The sequence below is a fragment of the Caulobacter sp. LjRoot300 genome, assembly GCF_964253875.1.
Taxonomy (GTDB): domain Bacteria; phylum Pseudomonadota; class Alphaproteobacteria; order Caulobacterales; family Caulobacteraceae; genus Caulobacter.
In genome coordinates this window covers 145,105-169,795 of the sequence record NZ_CAXUSA020000004.1, presented here as the reverse complement: position 1 = coordinate 169,795, position 24,691 = coordinate 145,105, and the positions used below count along the sequence as shown (strand labels likewise).

The following is a 24,691-nucleotide window of genomic DNA, read 5'->3' as shown; positions in this document are numbered from 1 at the left end:
GCCATCGTCATCCCCTCCGCAGCGCTTTGTCCGCCCGGGGTTCGCATGCCTGGAAACTTGCGCTATGGACCCCTGGCGCGCGCAAAGCGGCCCGGTAGCTCAGCAGGATAGAGCAGCGCTTTCCTAAAGCGAAGGTCAGGGGTTCGAGTCCCTTCCGGGCCGCCATGCGGTTGTCGAAACCACTTAGAACTGGCGCAATCCCAGTTAAGAGTGGCGCAGGTCGTGAGCGCTATGTCGGGCATAGCGCCACCTACAGATCCTCAAGTCGCTCCAGAAACACGACCTTCAGAACCGTGAACAGCCAGCAAAATGAATGACCTGTGTCCGATCTACCCTATCACACTCGAACCGCCTGCGCGTCGAGCAGCGAGCGAAGATTTTTGTCGATCTGCGGTGCCACGCTTCCAAGATCGCAGTCCCAAACCTTAAGTGGGACGTTGAGGCTGATAAAGCCGTTTTCGGGGACGATTAGCTCGACAGGCGCTCCCTTCCCATAGCCATTCAAACAAGTCGCTGCCAGGACACCAAGGCCGAAGAACACCAGCGAACGCGCTCGTTGTGATCGTTCCGATGGCACCGGCGGCGAGGCGTTGTGGTTGAGTTGGATGTGCAAGCTCTGAGGAGCGATCACCTGAGCGAAGCGTCGCTGCTCCGCCTTGTCACCCTTTGCGATCTGGCTGACGAGAAGAGGCGAACGGCCCTGACGGACTACGGCGCAAAGGACGTATTCCGCGCGGTGGACTGGTTGGACCGCCGCGGTCCAGGTGCCCTTGGCCAGCTTGCTGAATTACTCGGCGGGCAGTTGCCGGGCATGGCCAAGCTCAAGGCGATGATGGTCGGACGGATCGTACGTCTGGACCTCTCCAAACCACTCACCCCCGAAACCCATGTCGAACTGGTCGCCCCGAACCGCGGCCAGCTGGAGGCTGCGCAATGACCAACATCCAACTCAACGTCGGCGAACTCTGGGAACTCGGCGGCGAGCGCCATTACCTCGACCAGGTGATGGGGAGCGGCTTTCTTCTGTTTCGGTCTGAACGCACGGCCGCGCCCTTCCAAATCCCCCTAGATACTGGCGAAGGCGCTTCCCCAACTGTCGATTGGCTCACAGAGCAGTTCGCTATCGGCGCGGTGCGGCGGCTAGACTCGATGCTGCCAAAGACATTCGCACAGCAAGTCGCAGTGGCGCGGGAGGACGATTTCGACGCCATTGTGGGCAAGGATCCAAGAGCGCTCGTTCGCCAGATCGTGCTGAAGTCGCTCGACAGGATGAAGGGTTACGCCCGAAGTGATCAGGGCATCCGGCGAGCCCTAGCTGCCATTTGGGCGGCCAAACCACGCCAGTTGGAGAGGCATCAGCCGCCTTCCCCAACGACGGTCCGCCGGTGGCTGGACGAGCGAGGATGCTTCAACGCTCGCATGCTCAAAACGATGATCTCTATGTCGGGTCGGGTTCCTCGCGCCAGGAGGTTGCCGATCACCGTGCATCGACGAGTGCATAGGGCGGCGATGGCCTATTGGGCAAACGCGGCGGAAACGATTGGCGGGGCCTACGATTTGTTGGTCGGACGCCTCGCCAAGATCAATCGCTGGCTTGAGGCAAACAAATTAGCGCGCGTTCCCCTCCCGTCTGAGGAGACCTTTAGAAAACACGTTCGCCATTGGGACTTACAACAGCTTGAACGCGACGTGAGGTCCGACTTCAGGGAGCGTTTGGAGCGGGTCGCTCAGCATTCGAGCCAACCTGCTGTTCAACGTGAGGCTCGACGCTTGCTCGACTATGGGCGCGCGAGGGCCAGGTCCAAAGCTGTGCGGATCCTACCACTGCGATGGCTGAGCCTCACTGAGGCCGCGGCGATGATCGGGGTGGAGCGGGGTGATGTTCGCAGGCTCGTTGATGCAGGATTGGTGACCGCGAACGATGGCGGCGGCGGACGCCAGAGACAACACTCGGTGCTGCAGCGCCGCGAGGTGGAGCGGATAAAGACGCGCATTAGGGAAAGAATGAGTTGGCGAGCCTTTTGCCACGCCTCCGGCCTGCCAAAAATCGCCATCGAACAGATGCTCGCAGCTGACTTGCTGCGACCGAAAGACGATCCGCTGGTCACTGAGCTCTTTGGAGATCGCCAGCTTGAACGCAGAAGCGCCGAGCTGTTGCTGGAGCGAGCCCGGAAGGTTTCCCAAGATGACGAGTCGGATTGGGTGCCTCTGTCACACGCGATGCGGGGTGTTGGTGGGCGCGAGAAGCCTTGGGCGCGGGTGATTCAAGCCGGCTTTGATGGCGACCTGCCAGGCGGCTTTCGATGTGACGAGGCGACGCCCGGGATGCTTCACCTGAAGGTACATCCCATCACCGCGCGGCGGCTTATTATGGGCGGCCCTTCCGCCCTGACGCCCTTCGGCTTCCGGCCGGGTGATCTCGGTGAATATTGGCGCCTCGATCTAACGCCCGGTGAGGTCGAGTTACATCTCAACTGCACCGCCCAAGACGTTACCTGGTTGCGCTCGCGCAAACTTATCGCGCCCAACAATGTGAAGGGGACCCCAACTTCCTATGCACGACCCGATGTGGAAGCGCTGGGCCATGAGTACATCACGACGCGGGAGATTGCGGCGCGGCTGGATCTGAAGGCCAAGGACGTATGGCAAAGCCTGCAAGGCTTGGCCGTCGGAGGGGCCGTCGGGCAGGGGTTCTATCGTCGCGATGCTGTGGAGACATTGCTGGAAAAATTCGAACGATCCTCCAGATCGTAAGGCCTCGACATCGTCTTGCCAGGACACGCGCTTTATCGGTGCTGACCCTGATCTGTTTTACGACCTGATCGAGGATTTCTGGTTGCGACGGCGTGGCGGCATTCACGTCGATGAGGTCCTGATCAAGGCCGCCGCCAACGCCTTTCAGTAGCCATCCAGAGGTGTGATCGTTCGGCACGCCTAACAGGCTAAGGTCCAGTTTCTGGAGGTGTGCCAATGTCCGTTGATGGCGCGTCTCCGTCAGGCCTCTTCCTCCGACATCATGACCGAACTCGGGCTCTTCATCAGAGAGCCGAGATTGGGCGCATAGGAGGCGAAGAGCGGAAGGAGGCCGGCGCCCAGGGCCGGTGCGATTTCGCCGTTGCGGCCGCGCAGCAAGGGCGGCTGGAAGAAGTCGCGGGGGGCGTCGGCTTCCATCTTTGCCTTGATCCGGCTGACGAGGGCGCCGAGAAGTTCCTCGGGCAGCGGACTGCCCAGGATCACCGCCTCGAGGTCCAGCAGGCTGTTGGCGCCGATGATCGCGAAGCTCAGCGCCTCCGTGCAATCGTTCAGCCAAGCTTCGCAGGCCGCGTCGGTCAGGCCGTCCGCCAGGTCGACATCGGCGTTGTAGAGGGAGGCGCGGTGGAGCAGCACGTCCGCGCCGGCGCCGCCGGGCACCGGCATTGAGGCCAGGGCGCCGGCGTTGCCGTTGCGGCCTTCATGCACCTGGCCGCCGAGCACCAGTCCGCCACCGACGAACTTGCCCAGATGGATATAGAGGAAGTTTCGCAGGTCCAGCCCGGCGCCGCATAGCAGCTCGGCGAGCGCGCCGGCATTGCCGTCGTTCTCGAAAAAGACCGGGGCCTCGAGCGCGGAGCGGAATCGCTTTTCGACGGCGCTTCCGGCCCAGTCACGCGCCTGGTCGTCCGTCATGCCCAATTCGTCGCGCCATTCGCCGAGAAACCAGGGCATGGCGATCCCGATGCCCAGAAAGCCTTCGCGCTGGGTCTCCGGGAGAAGCGCCAGTTGCGCCGCCATGAACGCGTCGATGTCGCGGATCACGTCCTGCGGGCGGGGAAACGCGTGGGGTTGCGACCAGCGCGACAGAATCGCCCCGTCGAAGTCCAGCAGCACGCAGATCAGACGATCGCGGCCGATTTCGACTCCGACCGTGCATCCGCTGGCGCCATTGATCTTGTAGATGATGGAAGGCTGGCCCATGCCGCCGGTGCGCTTGCCGGCGCGAACCAGCCGGCCCGATTCCTCCAGGCTTTCGACGATCCTCACGGCCGCCTGGGGCGAAAGGCCGGTGAGCTTGGAGATGTCCGTCTTGGAGGCGCCGTTGAGGCGGCGGACCATCGACAGCACCAGGCGCTCGTTGTAGCGCCGGACGCCGACTGAATTGCTTCCCCGTTGCATCGATCGGTCTTCTCGCACCCTTCCGCCGCCCGTAGCAGGCGAACATCAACCGCTGACTACAACTCTCGTTTGCGAGATTTGGCCCGTCATTCGCCGCCGCGCAACCTGCGGGCGGCGGACTTCCCGCATCTGTCGACTATACGAACTTTCACCTTGACAGACTAAATCACTTTCATAGATTTAGTAAATCACATCGATGGATTTACTCCATCAGGATCACGCACCGTGAAAACCCGGGCGTCAAAAAGGGAGGCGAAAATGGGAGACATCGACGCAGGCGCGTCGAAACGGGGCGCTGCTTAGCAGGCTACCGGGGGCCGGGGGGTGACGGCCAGCGACGAACCCTTCCTGAGCAGCCGTTTTCGCGGTTCAACCAGCGCTCCAGGAATCAAAAAGCATAAAGAAAACAAAACGAATAAACGTTCAAATACCGCAGAGCGGAGTTGAGCGTCATAACTCTGGGGAGGAATAAATGTTCAAGCGCAATCTAGTTCTGCTCTGCTCCACGTCATGGGTGGCGATGTTGACGGCTTCTCCGGTCTGGGCGCAAAGCGCCGCGACTCCGGAACAGCAATCCAAGGCCAAGCCTGCGGCGACCAAGCATGTCGCGCCCCCGAACGCCGACCAAGCCGACGGGACCGTGGTCGACGAAGTCGTCGTGACCGGCTTTCGCGCGGCCCTTCAGTCCGCCCAGGAGCAGAAGCGCGCCTCCGACTCCATCGTTGACGCCGTGGTCGCCGAAGACATCGGCAAGCTGCCGGACAACAACGCGGCCGAAGTCATGTCGCGCATTCCCGGCGTCCAGATCACGCGCAATTACGACGAGGGCTCGGAGGTTCTGGTCAGAGGCCTTCCCAACGTCGCCACCACCTACAACAGCCGCGAGCTCTTCAGCACCGACGACCGCGTGATCCATTGGCAGGATCTCCCGGCCAGCGTCGCGGCGGGCTTCGAGGTCTACAAGACCGCCACCGCCGACCTGGTCGAGCCCGGCCTGGGCGGGCTGATCAACCTGCGCTCGCGCCGTCCATTCGACATGAAGGACGCCACGATCGCTGGCGAGGTGAAGGGGACCTATAATGACCAGTCCAAGACGGTGGAGCCGGCTGGAAACATTCTGATCGCTCACACCTGGGACACCTCGGCCGGCGAGATCGGCGCGCTCCTGGGCGCAAGCTATGTCCGCACCAGATACCACCAAGCGCTGCGGTTCGACGGCGCGTCCGTCATCACCCCAAGCCAGGGCAATGCGACCGTCACCACGCCAGGCGTGGGGCAGTTCCACTATCCGGACTACATCGGCAACTACTACGCCACCGGCAAGCGGGAACGCCCCGCGGTCAACGGCATGGTGCAATGGCGTCCGACCCCCGACCTCGAACTCTATGTCGAGGGCCTGTGGAGCGGGTATCGCGGCACGCAGGCGAACGACTTCTACGGCCAAAGCCTCAGGGACGGGACCTTGAGCAACGTCGTGCTGGTGCAAGGCGAGGACGCCAAGGCCGCGAGTCTCACCCACACCGGCGGCAATTCTCCGGATGTACAGCGATCGGCCTTGAAGGACCGGACCGACCTTTACCAGGGTGCGTTCGGCTTCAAATGGACCTCGGGGCGAGCCACCGTTTCGGGCGATTTCGCCTATTCCAAGAGCCGCTATGTGGCCAACCAGACGCGCGTGGACGCAACGCTTACGAGCACGCCCACCGTCAACGCCAACTTCGAGGTCGCCGGTTCGGGTGTGTTCGACCTGAACGGCTACGACATGATGAACCCCGACAACTACGTCTTGAGCGGCCTCTATCAGACCTATCTCTCTGCGTCTGGAGACGGCTACCAGGGTCGACTGGATGTCGAGTACGACACCAACAGCAGTTGGCTGCCCAAGCTCCAGGCCGGGTTTCGTGCGACCACCCGCACCTCGGTCGACTACTACGGCGATCGATATGCCTGGATCAGGCTGCTGAATATACCGGTCGCCAGCCTGCCCACCGGCGATCTGGAGGTGGTCAGGGGGGCGTTCCGCGACGATCCCCAGCGTTTCAAGAACTGGCTGGCGCCCAACGGCGGCGCCATTCTCGACAACAGCGAAGCCTTGCGGCAGCTGGGCTATGCGGGTTTGCAGCAGGTCATGGCGGAGAATTCGTGGGCGGGGTTCCTGGCGGGTGACACCGCGCGCTACAGCACCCCTGATATTCAAACCTTCCGGTCGTTCTACGGCAAGGAGGACACCTACGCCGGTTACGTCCAGGGCAAGTATCAGTTCGACATCGGCGGCGTTCATGTGGACGGCACCGCCGGCGTGCGCGTCGCCTATGCGGACGGGACGAACTACGGCGTCGAGAGCGACCTGGTGCCGGCGACGGCGGATCATGAGTGGCTGAACGTGCTGCCGTCGCTCCAGTCCAGGATCCATCTCTCGGACAAGCTTCAGCTGCGACTTGGCTACACGGAGACCATTTCCCGGCCTGGTTATGGGCAGCTGAGCCCGACGGCGATCCTGTCGCGCGCCACGGGCGTCTATACTGGCCTGGAGCTGACGACCGGCAATCCCGATCTGAAGCCGCTGAAGGCGAAGAACTATGACGCCTCGCTGGAGTATTACTTCTCCAAGCACAGCTCGGCGTCGCTGGCCGTGTTCCACAAGGATCTTTGGGGTTTCATCGACTCCTACAGCCACTTCGAAACCGATCCGACCAACGGCACGATCCGGATAACCCGCCCCGAAAACGCCGGCGAGGGCAGGATCAATGGGGCGGAAGCCTCGGTCCAAACCTTCTTCGATTTCCTGCCAGGCTGGCTCTCGGGCTTCGGCGCACAGGCCAACCTCACCTATCTCGACGCCAAGAGCGCGCTTCCCGCCGCTTTGGGCGAAGACGCGGGCCTGGTGCCGATGGCGAACGCCTCCAAGTGGACCTACAACCTGGTCGGCTTTTACGAGAAAGGCCCGATCTCGGCGCGCATCTCGTACAATCGTCGCTCGCACTACGTGAACAAATACTATCGCAATCAGGACGAAGCGCAGTATGCGGGCGAGCTGGTGCGTCCCGTGTCTCGCCTGGATGCTTCGATCGCCTACCAGATTAATGACAAGTTCTCGGTCGTCGCCACCGGAAGCAATCTTCTCGCGCAACCGTGGAAAGACTACAGGTACTATAACGAGACGCAGTACTTCCCGGCCGATGTGAGAATTGAAGGCCGGTACGTCAGCCTCGGTCTTCGTTTCAAGATGTAGCGCCAAGCGCTCCGACGCGCCCGCCAGCGCGTCGGAGCAGTTGGGCGGGGCCGCGGCTCGCCGCACGGCCCGGCCGTCTCGCCCGCGAATTTCCCAGTTCCTGAACCAGGCCCGAGAATGAACACGAAAACGATCCTGGCCATGGCCTTGCTGGCGCAGGCTGCGATGGCGCCCTTGGCTTGGGCGCAGCAGGCGGCGCTTCCCGATATTGCGGGGGCGCAGGCGCGGGCCGAGGCCACGCTCGGACAAATGACCGCCGACGAGAAGTTCGTCCTGACCCACGGGATCATGGCCCTGCCTCTGGGCGGCGACGCGCCGCCTCTGCCGGCCGACGCGATCCTGGGGGCCGGCTATGTGGACGGGATAGGCCGCCTTGGCGTTCCGGCGCTCAAGGAGACCGACGCCAGTCTCGGCATCGGCTACGTCTCGGGAATCCGCAAGGACGGGGCGACCGCGCTTCCCTCCGGCCTGGCCCAGGCCTCCAGCTGGAATCCTGACCTGCTCTATCGGGGCGGCGCCATGATCGGTGCGCAGGCGCGGGCCAAGGGTTTCAACGTCTTGCTGGCGGGCGGAGCCAACCTGATGCGCGATCCGCGCAACGGGCGAACCTTCGAGTATCTCGCCGAAGACCCGCTGCTGACCGGCGTGCTGGTCGGAGCCGCGATCCGCGGGATCCAGTCCAACAACATCATCTCCACGATCAAGCACCTGGCGTTCAACGGCCAGGAGACTGGCCGCAAGATCGTCGATTCCCGGATCAGCGAAGGCGCGGCCCGTGAGAGCGACCTCTTGGCCTTCCAGATCGGCATCGAGCAGGGCCAGCCGCTCTCGGTGATGTGCGCCTACAATCGCGTCAACGGCGTCAAGGCCTGCGACAGCGACTGGCTGCTCAACAAGGTGCTCAAGCAAGATTGGCGATACAAGGGCTTCGTCATGTCCGACTGGGGAAAGGCCGTCCCAGGCGTGGAGGCGGCGCTGAATGGCCTCGACCAGCAGTCAGGCTCGCAGCTCGATCCGGCCGTGTTCTTCCGTGATCCGCTCAAACAGAAGGCCGCTTCCGACGGGCGCTATGCCGTCAAGCTCGACGACATGAATAAGCGCGTCCTGACGGCGATCTACGCCGCCGGGTTGGACAAGCATCCCGTGTCGCCGGGCGGCGCAATCGACTTCGCCAAGGACGCTGCCGTCGCTGAAGAGGTGGCGCGACAGGGGATCGTACTGCTCCGAAACGAGCGGGCGGCCCTGCCTCTGGCGCGTTCGGCCAAAAGCATCGCGGTGATCGGCGGTTATGCCGATCGGGGCGTGATGTCGGGCGGCGGCTCAAGCCAAGTCCAGGGCCAGGACGGGCCGGCGGTCACCGTGCCGGTCGCCGTGGGCCCGGCGGGCAGCGCCGCGTCGCAACAGTATCACCGTTCAAACCCGCTGGCGGCCATCAAGGCGATGGCGCCGAACGCGGCGATCACGTTCCGCGACGGCCGCTACATCGCCGATGCGGTCGAGAAGGCAAGGCAGGCCGAGGTGGCGATCGTCTTCGCCACCGAATGGCGCACCGAAGGCTTCGACCAGCCCGACCTTTCGCTGCCTGACGGGCAGGATGAGCTGATCGCCGCCGTCGCCGCGGCCAATCCCAACACGATCGTCGTCCTCCAGACCGGCGGCCCGGTGAAGATGCCCTGGCTCGACAAGACCGCAGCGGTGATCGAGGCCTGGTATCCGGGCGCGCGCGGCGGCGAGGCGATCGCCTCGGTCCTGTTCGGCCAGACCAATCCGGCGGGGCGCCTGCCGATCACCTTCCCGGCCAGCGAGGATCAGCTCCCGCGCCCGAAGCTCGACGGCAGCGATTGGGTCGAACCCTATACGGCGGACGACATCCCGCCGGGCGGCGACAAGCTCCATGCCGACTACGATATCGAAGGCTCCGACGTCGGCTACCGCTGGTTCGCACGCAAGGACGCCAAGCCGTTGTTCCCGTTCGGGTTCGGGCTCAGCTACACGAGCTTCTCGACCAGCGGCCTGGCCGTGAAGGGCAGGGCCGCGAGCTTCACGGTCACCAACACCGGCCAACGCGCCGGCGACGAGGTCGCCCAGCTCTATCTGATCAGCCGCGTCGGCCAGAAAACGCGCCGCCTGGTCGGCTTCCAGCGCCTTAGCCTGCAGCCCGGCGCCAGCGCGCAGGTGACCATGACCATCGATCCCCGTCTGCTCGCCGACTGGAAGAACGGCTGGTCGATGCCGGCCGGCGACTACGGCTTTGCGCTGGGGCGCAACGCCGAGGACCTCGGCCCTGTCGTGAACGCGCGGATGGCGGCCCGAAAATGGTCTGACTGAGCCGGCCGCGCGCCTCTCCACTAGAGTCCAAGACAGCAAGGTTTTCTAAAATGGCGTCTCCTCTCATCACCGGCGGTATCGAGGCTGGAGGGACCAAGTTCCTGTGCGGCGTCGCCGACGAGGACGGCGCCATTCTCGACCAGGTCCGCATCCCGACCACCACGCCGGCCGAGACGCTTAGCGCCGCCAGCGACTTCTTCACCCGGGCCGCCGAACGCCATGGACCGATAGCCGCGCTCGGCATCGGCAGCTTCGGGCCGCTGTCGCTGAGGCCGACCGCCAGCGACCATGGCCGCATCACCTCCACGCCCAAACCTGACTGGTCCGGCGCCGATCTGCTCGGGCATTTTCGACGGACATTGGGCGTGCCGATGGTGCTCGACACCGACGTCAACGCCGCCGCGGTGGGCGAATTGCTGTTCGGCGGCGGGCGCGGGCTCGACACCTTCTGCTATGTCACGGTCGGGACTGGGATCGGCGTGGGCCTGCTGATCAATGGCGCGCCGCACAACGGGGCCAATCATCCCGAAGCCGGTCATATCCGCGTGGTGCACGCCCCAGGCGACGTCGAGTTTCCGGGAACCTGCCCCTATCACGGCGATTGCCTGGAAGGCATGGCTTGCGGGCCCGCAATGCGCGCGCGCTGGGGCGCGCCCGCCGAGGAGCTCTCCGACGCTCACCCGGCTTGGCCGATGGCGGCCCACTATGTCGCTGAGCTCTGCGCGACCCTCACCTACACGCTCCGGCCCGACCGGATCATCGTCGGGGGCGGAGTGATGCGGCCTCACATGTACGGCTTGGTTCGCGAGGCGCTTATGCGCAAGCTCTCCGGTTATGACGCCAGCCTGCGCGATCTCGACCCGACCGACTACATCGCAAAGCCGACCGCCGGTTCGTCGGCCGGCCTCACCGGCGCGCTCGCGCTCGCCTACCGCCTGGTGTCCGGCCGATGGCCGATGCACTGGGCGGTCGGGGCGTTGGACTCATCCAAGACAGAAAGCCTGATCTCATGAGCGACAAGCACCTGCCCACGGCGGCGCGCGCGCATAAGCGCGTGACCCTCATCACGATCCTGAGCGCGGCCGGCGCGGCGCTCGGCGGCCTGCTGTTCGGGCTCGACACCGCGGTGATCTCAGGCGCCACCTCGGCGCTCCAGGAACGCTTCGCGCTCAGCGACGCCCACCTTGGCTTCACCGTCGCCTCGGCGCTGATCGGCACGATCGTGGGGGCGCTCGTCGCGGGCTCGCCCTCGGACCGCTTTGGCCGCAAGCCCGTGCTGCTCGCCGTCGCGATCGCCTATGTCGTATCGTCATTGGGTACGGCTTTGGCGGAGGCTTGGCCGGTGTTCCTGGCCTTCCGCTTCCTAGGCGGGCTGGCGATCGGCGCAGCTTCCGTCATCGCGCCGATCTACATCGCCGAAGTCTCGCCGCCCCACGTGCGTGGGCGCCTGGTGGCGCTGAACCAGCTCAACATCGTGTTCGGCATCCTGCTGGCCTTCATCTCCAACTATGTCGTCGCCGGGCTGGTTTCGCCCGACATCGCCTGGCGATGGATGTTCGGCATCGTCACCGTGCCCTCGGCGCTGTTCCTTGTGGTGACGCTGGTCCTGCCGGAAAGCCCGCGCTGGCTGGTCGCGGCCGACCGCGACGCCCAGGCGCTGACGGTCATGGATCGGCTGGGCTTCCCCGATCCCGCCGAGGACATGCGCCACATGCGCGAGGCGACGGCCCGCGACATCGCCGCCACGCACTCGACCGGCAAGCTGTTCACCCGGTCGCACTCGCTCCCGGTCGCCTGCGCGATCGCCATCGCCATGTTCAACCAACTCTCGGGCATCAACGCGCTGCTCTATTACGCGCCGCACATCTTCGAACTGAGCGGAGCGGCAGCCGACAGCGCCATGCTGCAATCGATCGCCATCGGCGGCACCAACCTGGTGTTCACGATCGCCGCGATGTTCCTGATCGACCGCTTCGGCCGTCGCCCCTTGTTGCTCTTCGGGTCGATCGCCACCGCCGCGGCGCTGTTCCTGGTCGCCTGGCAGTTCGAAAGCAAGACGCCCAACGGCACGCTGGTGCTGATCGGACTGCTGGGCTTCATCGCCGCCTTCGCCATCTCGCAGGGTGCGGTGATCTGGGTGTTCATCTCCGAGATCTTCCCCAACACCGTGCGCGGCAAGGGTCAGGCGCTGGGCAGCACCACGCACTGGATCATGGCGGCTGCGATCACCTGGGCCTTCCCGGTGTTCGCCACCCACGTCGGCGGATGGGTGTTCGCCTTCTTCGGGGCGATGATGCTGCTGCAGTTCTTCTGGGTGTGGAAGCAGATGCCCGAGACCAACGGCGTCGCGCTCGAGGACATGAACCTGGAAAGGGCCGGCCGATGATCGTCTCGACACTTATGGCCGCCGCGACGATGCTCTCGCCGATCGCCCCCGCCGAGCCCATGGCCAGTCCACGCCCTGCCTACCACTTCGCGCCCCAGCGCAACTGGATGAACGATCCCAACGGCCTGGTCCATTACGACGGCGAGTATCACCTGTTCTTCCAGTACAATCCGCATGGCGACCGCTGGGGTCACATGAGCTGGGGCCATGCGGTGAGCCGCGACCTGACGACCTGGAAGGAACTTCCGGTCGCCATCCCCGAGACGGACGTGATGGCGTTCTCGGGAAACGCGGTGATCGATTGGAACAACACCAGCGGTCTGGGCCAAAACGGCCGGCCGCCGATGATCGCGATCTATACGGGGTTCAATCCCGAGACGAAGAACCAGTCGCAATACCTGGCCTACAGCAACGACCGCGGGCGGACCTTCACGGTCCACGGCAAGGTGCTCGACATCGGCTCGACCGAGTTCCGCGACCCCAAGGTCTTCTGGCACGCGGCGACGAAGCGCTGGGTCATGGCCGTGGTGCTGGCGGCGGAGAACAGGGTCTCGTTCTACACCTCGACCAATCTCAAGGACTGGGCGCACGCCAGCGACTTTGGCCCGATGGGCGCGCGCGGCAAGAACTGGGAATGCCCCGACCTGTTCGAGCTGCCCGTCGAAGGCGGCCGGCCCGGCGAGAAGCGTTGGGTGCTGAGCGTCAATCTCGGCGACAGCGGCGTCGCGGGCGGTTCGGGCGGCCAGTACTTCGTCGGCGATTTCGACGGCGCCAGGTTCACCCCGGTCGCGAACTGGGGCGAGGCTCCGCGCTGGATGGACTGGGGCGCTGACTTCTACGCGGCGGTCTCATGGAGCGACATGCCGGCCAAGGATCCTCGCCGCATCTGGATCGGCTGGGCCAACAACTGGGACTACGCGCAGGATATCCCGGCCGATCCGGCGCGCGGCCTGATGTCGGTTCCGCGGACGGTACGGCTGCTCAAGACGGCGGACGGCTACCGCATCGCCCAGGCTCCCGTGATCGAGCTTGAGCGGTGGCGCACCGGTCACAAGACGGCGCAGCGTATCGGTCTTGGCGAAAAGCCGGTCGCCCTGCCGGTGACGGGCGGCGCCGTCGAGCTGAAGCTCGATATCGATGTCGGCGCCGCCGAGCAGGTGGCCCTCACCCTGACCGACGCAAAAGGCCATCAGACGGTGATCGGCGTGACACCGGCCGCCAACGAGGTGTTCATCGACCGCTCGCGTTCAGGTTCGCGCTTTCACGACAAGTTCACGGGGCGCCATGCCGCGCCCGTCGATCTCAGGAGCGGCAAGGTCAGCCTGCGCGTGCTCGTCGATCAATCGATCATTGAGCTCTACGCCAACGACGGCACGGCGACGATCACCGACCGCTTCTTTCCCGGCGCCGACTTGAAATGGTCGGCGAGCGCAAAGGGTGGCGCGGCGACGATCCGGAAGTTGGACGCATGGACGTTGGCCAAGCCCAAGGCGCGCTGAGCTGATGCAGGTCTGGTGCTTTGACCTCGATTTGGTTCGGGAAGGTGGCGAACTTCGGAAGTCCAGCCTGATGTGCCCGGTGATGGAGCAAGGGCCTCGTACCGACTCTGGCCGGGCCGAGACCAGATCGTGCGCGACTGGGAGGGATTGGGCGCTGCCTGGCGGGACGGCGCTGCGCTATCGCCAGCTGTACGCCCTGATCCGCCAGCGGCTGTCCGAGGGGAAGCTTCGGCCGGGTGCTCGCTTGCCAGAGGAGCGGCACCTGGCCCGGCTCTGCGGCGTTTCGCGAACGACGGTGCGTGGAGCCTTGGCCCTGCTGGACGCCGAAGGGCTTGTTCGACGGCGGACGCGGGTCGGAACGGTCATTTGCGGCGGATAGTCAGGCAGTCGCGGAAAGCCAAGCTTCGACCTCAAGCTGCTCGACGGAGCGGGAGGCCGCTAGATTGTTCCCCCGCGGTGTTCAAAGGTGTTTTCTTCAGAGCCGAGCGAGCCCGAGGCTCGCTCGGTAGAAGATTAAATACAGCAGCTGGACCGACGTGCGACGACGACGGCCGATCCGCTGCGTGTCGGAAGTCTCCGCGCATCGGCCGTCTTACGCATGGCCAATGTCGTGGCAGCGGGCGCCCAGTCCGCTTGACGAGTGTCCGTTTGGACGGCCGCATGTACTGCCGCTGAATCATTGCGTTGGCACGAGCGAGTCATCGCCGTTGGCCGACGGGAGTCATATCGATGGCCACGCGCATCCGAACAATAGAGCCGTCTCAAGGTCCGCTTCTGGCGCATTTCGGAAAGGAGCCGGCCTGCCATATGCCGGCAGGCCTAGCGGGCTTCGGACGGGTTCGCCGCCATTCCCGCCACCGTCATTGATCCGCCCCTCCGGCGGCTTCTCCGACGGTCCCGGCGCTTTCGGGTCCCGGTCCCCATCCTATGGATCATGCTGCGGCCTGGACCTGGTCCAGCGACGCCGCAGCGACGATCGATCTGAAATTATCCAAGATCTCGGCGTGTCGAACGGCCAAGAACCGCTCGACCTCGGACTTTGAAAGCAGACGCTCCAAGAAACCGGCGGCGATCACCAGAAGCAGCATGTCGTCGCCATAGGAGGCTTCGAGTTCTTTATAGTCGTGGCTGACGGAGGCCATCTCGCGCTCCAGCCGTGCCATCTGCTCGGTGTTCAGGCCCGTGGCCTTTTTCAGATCCTCGGGATGGTGAAGGTCTGCGGACTTGGTTGTCGCCAGGAGCGCCTTGGCGTAGTTGGCGCTGTAATTGTTGGCCGATACCATCAGCTCGGCGGCTTCGAGCTGGCGGATCGGCTTCATCTTCCGCAGTTTCTGGAAGGTGTGCATGCCGACCGGCTTGTCCTTCAGCAGCTCGGCGACGTCGGCGCCAATGCCGTTGAGCAGATGGCGCCGCTGACGGATCACGCCCACATCGACGTTTAATGCCCGGGCCAGCTTTTCCTCGGAGACGCCACGCTCAAGCGCGCGGACGATCATGTAGTGCTCCTGGATCGTCGCCAGTCGGTTGACCCGCTTGTTGTAGGTGAACCCCTCATCATCGGAGGCGATCAGACACCGCGCCTGGCTCGAACCTTGATCGCGCATGGCACTGAAGCGCACGTGCCCGTCGAGGAGCAGATAAGGCCCGCCGCCCTTTGGTCGTGAGACGACCAGCGGCTCGACCAAGCCCAACTGTGCCACCGATGAGGCAATGCGACGGTATTTCGCGGACTCCTTGACCGCGGGCGGCAGCATTTTCGACGGCAGGATGTCGTTGAGCGACAGGATCACGATCTGCTTTTCGAAGGCGATCTTGACCTCGTCAGCCATGGTCAGCCCCGATCGTAGCCGATGCGCTCAGCCAGCGCGCTGGGCACCGAGCCGACGCCCTCGGCCCTCATCAAGGCGACGAAGTGGTCGTCGTCCAGAAGGCGTCGCAGCGCGTTGGTGACAAACATCAACCGGCTTTGAGTCAGCGAGGCGCGCTTGACTAGTTGGCGCTGTCGTTCGGTCTCTCGCTGGTAGGCGCGGATCAACGCCTCGGACGTCACCCGTCCTTTGGATCGATGGGGGCTCGTGCGGCGATGCAGACCTTTGCCGCTGGCGTTGCGCTGGTCGATGATCTGGCGGATCGCCAGCACCTGATTGCCCGGGATCGCCTTTTCCTCATAGGCCTTGGCGAGGGCTTGCTGCACCTCGCCCTCCTTAGCCTTGGCGATCTCCATGGCGACGGTGTGGGGGATGACACCGCGCTCGACAGCGTTGATCAGCTTTTCCTCGCCGTTCTCGAGCAGGTAACAGATCGCGTAGACGTACTCGGGGCTGAAATCGACCTTGGCGGCGATCTCCTGGTAGCTATAGCCGCGCTCGCGCAATGCGCCGATCGAGCGAACGAGCTCCAGCGGCGTATGCTGCCGGCGCGCCAGGTTCTCCACCAGGCTCATCACGAAGCAATCGTCCTCGCTGGCTTCGATGATGATGGCTGGGATCTCGGGTTGGCCAAGAGCCATGAAGGCCTCCAGCCGCCCCTGGCCACAAACCAAGTCGTAGCGCTGCTTGCCGGGGCGCTGGCTGACCGTGATCGGCTTCTTGAGGCCAAGATGGGCAATACTGGTGACCAGCTCCTGGAAGATCCGGCGATTGCGGACCCGAGGGTTGATGACGGTGATGGCGTCGACCGGCACCATACGGACTTCCGGTGGGGTCTGGGTCATGCCGCACGCAACGTTGTACGCCGCGTGAGATCGACGAAGCCGTCAAGGTCGTCAAAGCGGTAGGCGTCCAGTCCGATATGATTGTCCGGAGCCAGCCTGAGGTTGGCCGCGGCGCCAACGTCGATCCAGGGCAGCAGATAGTAGTCCCGGACCGCAGCGTTGTCGGAGGTCATCCGGGCGGCGATCGTAATGTCCGGCCGCAGGCCCTGGTCCAAGCGCACCTTCCAACGAAGGCTGCCGGCCGGCGTCTGGTGGCAACGAACGATCACCAACGACGCGGTGAACTCGTCGTTGATGTGCAGAAGGTCGGTGTGCTGATCGCGCTCGACGCTAGCGCCCGCGCCCCGAATGCCGGCGATGACCCCGGCGACGACGTCGGGGTGAAGCGCCCGCAGCGCTCGGTTGGTCTCTATGTACCGATAGTCCCGCGCCGGCGAGAAGCCGACCAGTTGGTAGGCCCGTAGCAAGCTCCCGAACCGATGCCGGAACGTCGAGCTGGACGGCATGTCCTCGATCTCGTCGATCACCAGGCCCGAGAGCCAGCCGCGCTGGCTGAGCAGCGTGGAGAGTTGCTCCAGAAGCTGTTCGTCGGTGAACCGCCGACTGCGATCGAAGATGATCCGCTGCGCCGCCTCGAAGAAGTCAGGCTCGACGATCCCTTCGAAGGCGCCGTCGGCGCGTATCCACATGTCCGGATCGTTGGTGACGCGCTTAGCCTTCAGCTTGAAGGAGACGCGGTTGTAGACGTTGTTGCCGATGTACTTCTCGTTGGTCAGGATCTGGTGGACTACGCCTCGCGTCCAGGGGCGTCCTAGATCTGTGACCCGGCCTTCGGCGTTGAGCTGGGCGGCGATCTCGGTCTCTGAGCGTCGCTGCACGACGAACATGCGATAGAGGCGGCGCACGACCTCGACCTCATCCGGCGGGCCAGGCCGCAGGACGACACGATCGGTCTGCAAGCTCTTGTGTTCACCCCGGGAAAGCTCGGCCTTCGGTGCGCGGTGTTCGTCGACCAATTGCCGCCGCAGCCCGTAGCCCGCGGGCCCGCCCTGGCGAAATCCCAAGGTGATCAGACGGCATTGACCGCTGAACACCTTGACCGAAAGCTCACGGCTGTACTCACCAGCCATCGCCCGCTTCATGCTCTTTATGATCGTGGAGCTGAGGCTGCCGTCGTTCTCGAACTGCTCGGCGCAGTAGTGGACGGAGATCCCAGCTTCACGGCAGACGTATTCATAGAAGCCGCTCTCATCGGCGTCCTGGAAGCGGCCCCACCGGCTGACGTCGTAGACCAGGATCGCTTCGAAGTCGGCCAAGCCCGCGCGGACGTCGGCGATTAGTTTTTGAAGCGCTTGTCGCCCGTCGAGGCGAAGGCCGCTTTTCCCTTCGTCGGCATAGGTGCGGACGATTTCAAAGCCGCGCCTGCCAGCATACTGGGCGATCGCGTCTTCCTGGTTGGTCGTGCTGTAGCGCTGGTGCTCGGTGCTCATGCGAACGTACTGAGCAGCGCGCAGGATTTTGCGCTCGCCCGCTGCCTCGTTGCTCGCACCCACCTGCAACATCGCTCACACCACCCTTGGCTTAGACCAAAAGTTCTCGTGGAAACCGAGCGTAGGCAGAGGATGAGGTGAATGTCTTTTCAGAAAATGGACCGAAATTTTCAGTCCAAAAAAGGAAAATCTTTTCACATCGAGAACGGGCATGATGGTCGGCCGTTCGCCGTGCTGATCGCCGAAGCCATGCAGGCGGAATGGGGAGAAACCCCCTCCGCTCGCAAGGAAGTCGGCCGCATCACGCGGGCAAACGAGCGCACGGTTCGGAATTGGTTCGACGGTCACAACGGCCCCAGCGGCGAGAACCTGGTTTCCCTGGTGCGCCATTCGGACGCCGTCCTGGAAACCGTCCTCGGCTTGTCGGGCCGCCAATATCTGTTGCCGGTGGCCGGCATTCTTGGCTTGCGGGATCAGCTCGACGCCCTCGTTCACGCGATCGACGATCTTCGCGTCCACTGATCCCCAAAAACCCGCCGGTTCCGTTTGAGCCGGTCTTAGCTTGGGAGCGCCCGTTTTGCGCCGGCGTTAGCTTGGGGCGCTAAGTTGGCGTTTTGCGCGACTCCAGCAAAATCAACGCGCGACTGCGCCGGCCTTAACTGGGCCCGACAGCGGTTGTCGAAACCAGTTAGAACTGGCGCAATCCCAGCTAAGAGTGGCGCAGATGCTCGACGTTCAGCGATGAGGCTGTTCTTCTTGGTGTCGGGCATCCGCAGATAGACGACCAGCGACACGGCGATCATCGCCGTGACGTAGATATAGAAGCCGCGCTCCATGCCCTGGCCCTTGAACCACAGCGCCACGTACTCGGCCGTGCCGCCAAACACCGTGTTGGCCAGGGCGTAGGGCAGGGCGACGCCCAGCGCCCGGATGTGGGCCGGAAAGAGCTCGGCCTTCACCACGGCGTTGATCGCCGTGTAGCCGGTGACGATGACGATGACGAGGGCGCCCAGCACCAGCAGGAAGGCGGCGAACGAACTGCGGGTGGTCTCCAGCGTCCGGAAGATGATCCAGGTGAAGGCCACGCCCAGGACGCCGAAGCCGATCATCAAGGGCTTGCGGCCAATGCGATCCGACAGCGCGCCGGCGGCCGGCTGCAACAGCATGTAGACGAACAGCGCCGCCGCCGTGATCGCGGTGGCCGACTCGCGGCTGAAGCCGGAGGTGTTGACCAGGAACTTCTGCATGTAGGTCGAGTAGGCGTAGAAGGCCAAGGTGCCGCCGGCGGTCAGCAGCATCACGGTCATGGCCTGCCGGGGATGGTGACGAAACAGCGCCCAGCCGCTGGACACGGCGCCCGGGTCGCGCTTGGCGGCGAGGTAGCTGCTGGTCTCGGCCAGGCCGCGCCGGATATAGAACACGGCGACGGCCAGCACGCCGCCGGCGGCGAAGGGAATGCGCCAGCCCCAGGTCTCCAGGTCGTGGACCGGCAGGACCGCCTGCAGCAGCAGCAGCACGCACAAGGCGATCAACTGGCCCGAGATCAGGGTCACGTACTGGAAACTGGAGAAGAAGCCGCGATTCTCGCGCCCCGCCATCTCCGACAGATAGGTGGCCGAGGCGCCGTATTCGCCGCCGACCGAGAGGCCCTGCAGCAGCCGGGCGATCAGCAATATGGCCGGGGCGAAGATGCCGATGCGGTCATAACCCGGCGTCACGGCGATCATCAGCGATCCGGCGCACATCAGGGTGACCGAGAAGGTCAGGCCCGCCTTGCGCCCCTTGCGGTCGGCGTACATGCCCATCAGCCAGGCGCCGATCGGGCGCATGACGAACCCGACCGCGAAGATCGCCGCGGCGCTCAGCAGCTGGGCGGTCGGATCGTCGGAAGGAAAGAAAGCCGGCGCGAAATAGAGGGTGAAGGCCGAATAGGCGTACCAGTCGTACCACTCGACCAGATTGCCGGCCGAGCCGCCGATGATCGACTTGATGCGTCGGCGACGGTCGGAAACATCTCGCAAGATTTCATCCCCCTGGCGGCCGGGCGTTCGCCCCCGTGTGCTGTTCAAACGGATGGCGCGCGGGTTTCCGCCATCCGGCCGCGGCGTCAATCGCGCCGGCGCGTCCCGAAGGCCGGTCCGCCGGCCGAAATGCCCGCATTCGAGCCCGAAGTGCGGCGCTCTTGGACGCTTGGGCCCGACTTCGCCTCCGATCGGGCCTTTGGCGTCGACGTCGCGGCTGCGACGCGATGTCCTGCGCACGGCGCGCTGTCGCGCCGCCCCTTTTCCGGAGGGACGACGCCATGGACGGCCTGACCGCGCGCCTGAACTGGTTCAAGGCGGTGATCCTGCCCCATGAGGCGGCCCTGCGCTCGCGCCTGCGCCGCGTGTGTCCCACGGGCTTCGACGTCGACAACCTGGTGGCCGAGAGCCTGGCCCGGGCCTACACGGCCAAGGACATCAGCCGCATCCCGACCGGACGCGGCTATCTGTTCACGATCGCCCGCAACCTGCTGATCGACACCCTGCGGCGGGAGACCATCGTCTCGCTCGACTTCGTCGCCGACCTCGACACCCTGCGCGGCGACGACAGCCTGGAAGCGTCCCTGACCGCGCGCGACGAGCTGCGCCACCTGCACGCGATCATCGAAACCCTGCCCAATCAGTGTCGCCAGGTCTTCATTCTGCGGCGGGTGCACGATGTTTCGTTTCAGGAGATAGCGGTTCGCATGTCCCTATCCGTTTCGACAGTTGAGAAGCATCTTGCTAGAGCTGTGATGCTCGTGGCCAAGGCGATGTCCGAGCGCGAGGAAGACAGTTTTGACCGCAACAGACGCAGCGCTGGAAAGGCAGGCGATCGACGACCGGGCCTCGGCGTTCGTCGTTAGGTTGCAGGAGGGCGCCAGCCCGAGCGAGCGCCAGGCCATCGCCGATTGGATCGAGGCCGATCCGCGCCACGCCGTGGCGTTCGCGCGCATGGAAGCGGCCTGGGAGGCCGGAGACCGGCTGAGAGCCTGTCCGCCGCCGATCGAGGCGCCCCATGCGACGCCCCGTGCGACGGCCGACATCGGCGGCAGGCTTCGGGTGTCGCGCCGAACCCTGGTCGGCGCGGGACTGGCGGCCTCGGTCGCCACGGTCGCCGCGACGGTGGCCTGGCGCTATGTCGGCGACGTGGACCTGCACCATACGCGACTGGGCGAGCGCCGGGTCATCACCCTGGCCGACGGCTCGCGGATCCACCTGAACACCGCCTCGGCCGTCGAGGTGGCGCTGCGCAAGCACAGCCGGCGCATTCGCCTGGTCAAGGGCGAGGCGCTGTTCGAGGTCGCCCACGATCCCAGTCGGCCGTTCCTGGTGGATGCGGGCGCCGCGCGCCTGCGGGCGGTCGGCACCGCCTTCAACGTGCGCATCCGCGACACCGTGGTCGAGCTGACGGTCACCGAAGGCGTCGTGGCGGTGGCCGAGGACGCCGCCGACGTTCATCGCCCGGACGCGCCGAAGATCGCCGCCGGCGGCGGGGCGGTGATCGGCTCCGGCGCGATGGCGCCCACGGCGCTGAACGCCACGGTCCTGCGCCAGCGCACGGCCTGGCAGGACGGGGTGATCGAGCTGGACGGCGAAACGCTGGCCCAGGCGGTGGAGGAGTTCAACCGCTATCGCGGGGCGCCGATCATCGTCGGCGATCCTCGCCTGGCCAATCTGCGGGTCGGCGGGCGATTCGAGGTCGACGAGGCCGAGAAATTCCTGACGGCCGTCGAAGGCAGCTTCCCGGTCGATGCGATCCCCGCGGACGACGGCAGCATCCTGCTGGTTTCGCGCTCCTAGGAACGGTGGACAGTTAGGCGTTTGGCGACCGTGGGCCGCCCTCGTCCTTCGACAGGCTCAGGATGAGGGCTACTGGCAAGGTCGTTCAGTAGAATTCCTCATCCTGAGCCTGTCGAAGGACGAGGAATTCGTCCACAGGTCCTGATCGTCGCCTGAAATTTATTCTCTGGACGGATGGCGGTTCTCGCCGGGCCGGCTCGTTGGACGTGGTTGACAGGGTTCAACTGCGCTGGGGGCGCCGAGATGGCTGGTGGATCAAACTTCAAGTCCTGGTATCGCGGCGCGCTGTTCGCCACGGTCGCGGCGGCGGCGCTGCCGGCCTCGGCGGCGGAACCCTCCAGGGAGTTCCACATCGCCGCCCAGCCGATGCAGAGCGCGCTGAACGTCCTGGCCCGCCAGTCGGGAGCGCGCCTGCTCTATCCCTATGACCAGATCGCGGGCCTGCGCTCGCCGGCCGTGAGCGGCCGGATGCCGACCCGTCAGGCGCTGGACGCCATCATCGAAGGCTCGCCGCTGCGGGTGGCGATCATGAAGGACGGCCTGATCGCCCTGACCGTCGATCCCGCGCCCAGCCTGATCAAGGCCAGCGCGCCCGGCGGATTCGTTCCCACGGCGGCGGCTCCGGCCGCTGTCCAGGCCATCGCGCCCGAGGAGCCGGCGGAGGTCGGCGAGGTGGTGGTCACCGGCGTCCGCGGCGTCGCCCGCACCGTGATCAAGAGTCCGACCCCGATCGACGTGCTGGGTTCGGCCGAACTGGAGCGCACCGGCAAGGCCGGCGCCTTCCAGGCCCTGCAGACCCTGGTGCCGTCCTTCAACCTGCCGGCGCGGGCGGGTGGCGGCACGGCCACGGTGATCGCCACGGGCGGCCTGCGCGGCCTCAATCCCGACCAGACGCTGATCCTGGTCAACGGCAAGCGCCGGCACAAGACGTCTCTGATCAATTCGGTGTCGTCGCTCTACAATGGCTCGGTGCCGGCCGACCTGGACCTGATCCCGACCTCGGCGATCGGCCGGATCGAGGTGCTGCGCGACGGGGCCGCGGCTCAGTACGGCTCGGACGCCATCGCCGGGGTGATCAACATCATCCTCAAGGACACGACGGGCGGCTCGCTCACCGTCACCCGCGGCCAGAATTTCGATCGCGACGACGGCGACTTCACCCTGGTCCAGGGCAATTTCGGGACCAAGATCGGCGACCGCGGCTTCCTGAACCTGTCGTTCGCCACCAAGGACCAGGCGCTGTCCAACCGGGCCGAGCCGATCGCGCCGAACATCCGGCTCTATCCCCTGGTCGGCGGCGCCCTGGATCCGCGCGAGGCGACCGTCGATCGCCTAGTCACCCGCAATTCCGGCGTGCTGCCGCAGAACGGCGTCAACCTGGGTTACAACGGCCGTTACGACGTCGGCGGCGGGGTGGAGCTCTATTCGTTCGGGACCTACAGCCACCGCGTCTCGGACCTGCCCTTCACCTTCCGGGCCCCGACCAACGTCAACGCGCTGCCCCAGGTCTATCCCGACGGCTTCCGGCCCGACCTGGTGATCAAGGAAGACGACTTCGAACTGGCCGTCGGCGCGCGCGGCGACCTTAAGGGCTGGTCGTGGGACATCTCGTCGACCTACGGCAAGAACCTAGCCAAGGAGCACGTTTCCGAGAGCATCAACGCCAGCCTCGGCCCGGCCAGCCCCACCCACTTCTATGTCGGCAAGCTGGTGTCGTCCGAATGGGTCAATTCGCTGGACGTGACGCGCGGCTTCATCGCCGCCGGCGGCGACCTGCAGCTGTCGTTCGGGGCCCAACACCGTCGCGAGACCTATCAGGTCGGCGAGGGCGAGCCGCTCAGCTACGCGGCCGGGACCTACGTGAACCCGTTGTTCCCCACCCAACGCACCGCCACCGGCGCCCAGGCCGCGCCGGGCTTCCAGCCGACCGACGCCAGCAAGTCCTCGCGCAACAACTACGCCGCCTATGGCGAGGTCGGCTACACGATCCAGAAGCTCTTCCTGGGCGCGGCGGTCCGCTACGAGGACTATGACGACGCCTCGGGCGACACCGTCGTCGGCAAGGTCAACGGCCGTTACGAGATCACGCCCTGGCTGGCGGTGCGCGGCGCGGCCAGCACCGGCTTCCGCGCGCCGGGCCTGGCCCAGGAGCACTACGCCGCCAGCTCCAGCCAGTTCCGCCAGGTCAATGGCGTGCTCGACCTGCTGCAGATCAAGACCCTGCCCGTCGGCTCGCGCGAGGCCATCGCCCTGGGCGCCGAGCCGCTCGAGCCGGAAAAGTCGAAGAACTACAGCCTGGGCGTGACCCTGGAGCCGCTGCCGCGCCTCAGCGTCACTCTGGACGCCTATCAGATCGCGGTGGACGGCCGGATCGCCATCACCAGCACCCTGACGGGCGCGGGGGTCAGCGCGATCCTGGTCGCCAACGGCCTGCCGGGCTCGCTGAGCGCCCAGTACTACACCAACGCCATCGACACCCGCACGCGCGGGATCGACCTGGTCACGGCCTATCGCCAGGACCTGGGCGACTACGGGACTCTTCGCCTGACGCTCGGCTACAATCACAACAAGACCAAGATCACCCACATCATCCCCAACCCGCCCGAATTGGCGGCGCTGGGCCCCAACTACGTGCTGTTCGACCGCCTGAGCCAGGGCTTCCTGACCACGGCCTTCCCCAAGGACAAGGTCAGCCTGGGCGCCAACTGGTCGTGGGACAGGCTGAACGTCAACCTGCGCCAGACGCGCTACGGCAGCTACACGATCCAGCAGAACATCCCGGCCAACGACCGCAAGTACGGGGCCAAGTGGATCACCGACCTGGAGGTCGCCTACAAGGTGCTGCCGACCGTCACCGTCGCGGTCGGGGCCAACAATCTGCTGAACATCTATCCCTCGCGCAGCGGCGCCTCGAACGCCTCGAACACCTCCTACAACATCAATACCGGCACCGGTCAGTACCCCGGCACCTCGCCGTTTGGCTTCACCGGCGGCTCCTACTACGCCCGCCTGCAGTGGGATTTCTGACCCGCGCGGCGGCGTGACGACGCGGGACGCTTTGTGTGGG

18 protein-coding genes and 1 tRNA gene are annotated in these 24,691 nt (G+C 65.2%); 13 read left to right on the top strand and 6 right to left on the bottom strand.

The window, feature by feature from the left end; all coding sequences use genetic code 11:
• Positions 1-88 precede the first annotated feature (88 nt).
• Positions 89-165 (top strand) — tRNA-Arg (locus ACSQ2G_RS15140).
• 172 nt (positions 166-337) lie between these two features.
• Here ACSQ2G_RS15140 and ACSQ2G_RS15135 read toward each other — a convergent pair.
• Positions 338-613: a hypothetical protein gene (locus ACSQ2G_RS15135; RefSeq protein WP_436032224.1), complete on the bottom strand. Its 276-nt coding sequence runs from the start codon at positions 611-613 to the stop codon at positions 338-340.
• On the opposite strand from ACSQ2G_RS15135, the gene ACSQ2G_RS15130 reads away from it, so the two are divergent.
• Entirely contained in the window at positions 608-937 is a 330-nt protein-coding gene (locus tag ACSQ2G_RS15130; RefSeq protein ID WP_436032222.1) for a hypothetical protein, read from the top strand. The genes ACSQ2G_RS15135 and ACSQ2G_RS15130 overlap by 6 nt on opposite strands.
• Complete coding sequence (locus tag ACSQ2G_RS15125; protein WP_436032220.1) at positions 934-2,754, top strand: hypothetical protein; 1,821 nt, start codon at positions 934-936, stop codon at positions 2,752-2,754. The genes ACSQ2G_RS15130 and ACSQ2G_RS15125 overlap by 4 nt, the downstream gene beginning before the upstream one ends.
• Before the next feature lie 240 nt (positions 2,755-2,994).
• Here ACSQ2G_RS15125 and ACSQ2G_RS15120 read toward each other — a convergent pair whose 3' ends face one another.
• The gene (locus ACSQ2G_RS15120) at positions 2,995-4,092 is read right to left on the bottom strand and encodes an ROK family protein (RefSeq protein WP_436032884.1); all 1,098 of its coding nucleotides are present in this window, start codon (positions 4,090-4,092) and stop codon (positions 2,995-2,997) included.
• A 532-nt stretch (positions 4,093-4,624) separates the two neighbouring features.
• Here ACSQ2G_RS15120 and ACSQ2G_RS15115 point away from each other — a divergent pair.
• The 6 genes from ACSQ2G_RS15115 (at position 4,625) to ACSQ2G_RS15090 (ending at position 13,976) form a co-directional block, all read left to right on the top strand.
• Complete coding sequence (locus tag ACSQ2G_RS15115; protein WP_436032218.1) at positions 4,625-7,384, top strand: TonB-dependent receptor; 2,760 nt, start codon at positions 4,625-4,627, stop codon at positions 7,382-7,384.
• Between the two features lie 117 nt (positions 7,385-7,501).
• Positions 7,502-9,712 carry a beta-glucosidase family protein gene (locus ACSQ2G_RS15110; RefSeq protein ID WP_436032216.1) on the top strand — a complete coding sequence of 737 codons (2,211 nt, stop codon included), beginning with the start codon at positions 7,502-7,504 and terminating at the stop codon, positions 9,710-9,712.
• 50 nt (positions 9,713-9,762) lie between these two features.
• Positions 9,763-10,725 (top strand): ROK family protein, encoded by a 963-nt coding sequence (locus tag ACSQ2G_RS15105; RefSeq protein WP_436032214.1) that lies wholly within the window; start codon positions 9,763-9,765, stop codon positions 10,723-10,725.
• Complete coding sequence (locus tag ACSQ2G_RS15100; protein WP_436032212.1) at positions 10,722-12,098, top strand: sugar porter family MFS transporter; 1,377 nt, start codon at positions 10,722-10,724, stop codon at positions 12,096-12,098. The genes ACSQ2G_RS15105 and ACSQ2G_RS15100 overlap by 4 nt, the downstream gene beginning before the upstream one ends.
• Positions 12,095-13,597: a glycoside hydrolase family 32 protein gene (locus ACSQ2G_RS15095; protein ID WP_436032210.1), complete on the top strand. Its 1,503-nt coding sequence runs from the start codon at positions 12,095-12,097 to the stop codon at positions 13,595-13,597. Before ACSQ2G_RS15100 ends, ACSQ2G_RS15095 begins: the two co-directional genes overlap by 4 nt.
• 4 nt (positions 13,598-13,601) lie before the next feature.
• Positions 13,602-13,976 (top strand): winged helix-turn-helix domain-containing protein, encoded by a 375-nt coding sequence (locus ACSQ2G_RS15090; protein ID WP_436032208.1) that lies wholly within the window; start codon positions 13,602-13,604, stop codon positions 13,974-13,976.
• Between the two features lie 553 nt (positions 13,977-14,529).
• Here ACSQ2G_RS15090 and ACSQ2G_RS15085 read toward each other — a convergent pair.
• Genes ACSQ2G_RS15085 through ACSQ2G_RS15075 form a run of 3 tightly spaced genes read right to left on the bottom strand, consistent with a single transcriptional unit; the run spans position 14,530 to position 17,872 of the window.
• On the bottom strand, positions 14,530-15,426 hold the full coding sequence (locus ACSQ2G_RS15085) for a plasmid partitioning protein RepB C-terminal domain-containing protein (protein WP_436032206.1): 897 nt from the start codon (positions 15,424-15,426) through the stop codon (positions 14,530-14,532).
• 2 nt (positions 15,427-15,428) lie between these two features.
• A complete protein-coding gene (locus ACSQ2G_RS15080; protein ID WP_436032204.1) occupies positions 15,429-16,310 on the bottom strand; it encodes a plasmid partitioning protein RepB C-terminal domain-containing protein in 882 nt (293 codons plus the stop codon).
• Positions 16,307-17,872 (bottom strand): recombinase family protein, encoded by a 1,566-nt coding sequence (locus ACSQ2G_RS15075; RefSeq protein WP_436032202.1) that lies wholly within the window; start codon positions 17,870-17,872, stop codon positions 16,307-16,309. Before ACSQ2G_RS15075 ends, ACSQ2G_RS15080 begins: the two co-directional genes overlap by 4 nt.
• A gap of 69 nt (positions 17,873-17,941) precedes the next feature.
• Here ACSQ2G_RS15075 and ACSQ2G_RS15070 point away from each other — a divergent pair, with 69 nt between their 5' ends.
• A complete protein-coding gene (locus tag ACSQ2G_RS15070; protein ID WP_436032200.1) occupies positions 17,942-18,322 on the top strand; it encodes a hypothetical protein in 381 nt (126 codons plus the stop codon).
• 35 nt (positions 18,323-18,357) lie between these two features.
• Here ACSQ2G_RS15070 and ACSQ2G_RS15065 read toward each other — a convergent pair whose 3' ends face one another.
• Entirely contained in the window at positions 18,358-19,821 is a 1,464-nt protein-coding gene (locus ACSQ2G_RS15065) for an MFS transporter (RefSeq protein ID WP_436032198.1), read from the bottom strand.
• 281 nt (positions 19,822-20,102) lie between these two features.
• Here ACSQ2G_RS15065 and ACSQ2G_RS15060 point away from each other — a divergent pair, with 281 nt between their 5' ends.
• The 3 genes from ACSQ2G_RS15060 to ACSQ2G_RS15050 all read left to right on the top strand — a co-directional run bounded on the left by ACSQ2G_RS15060 (position 20,103) and on the right by ACSQ2G_RS15050 (position 24,651).
• Positions 20,103-20,687 (top strand): RNA polymerase sigma factor, encoded by a 585-nt coding sequence (locus ACSQ2G_RS15060; RefSeq protein ID WP_310080792.1) that lies wholly within the window; start codon positions 20,103-20,105, stop codon positions 20,685-20,687.
• Positions 20,620-21,624 (top strand): FecR family protein, encoded by a 1,005-nt coding sequence (locus ACSQ2G_RS15055; protein WP_436032195.1) that lies wholly within the window; start codon positions 20,620-20,622, stop codon positions 21,622-21,624. The genes ACSQ2G_RS15060 and ACSQ2G_RS15055 overlap by 68 nt, the downstream gene beginning before the upstream one ends.
• Positions 21,625-21,867: 243 nt before the next feature.
• Entirely contained in the window at positions 21,868-24,651 is a 2,784-nt protein-coding gene (locus tag ACSQ2G_RS15050) for a TonB-dependent receptor domain-containing protein (protein WP_436032193.1), read from the top strand.
• Positions 24,652-24,691: the final 40 nt, after the last annotated feature.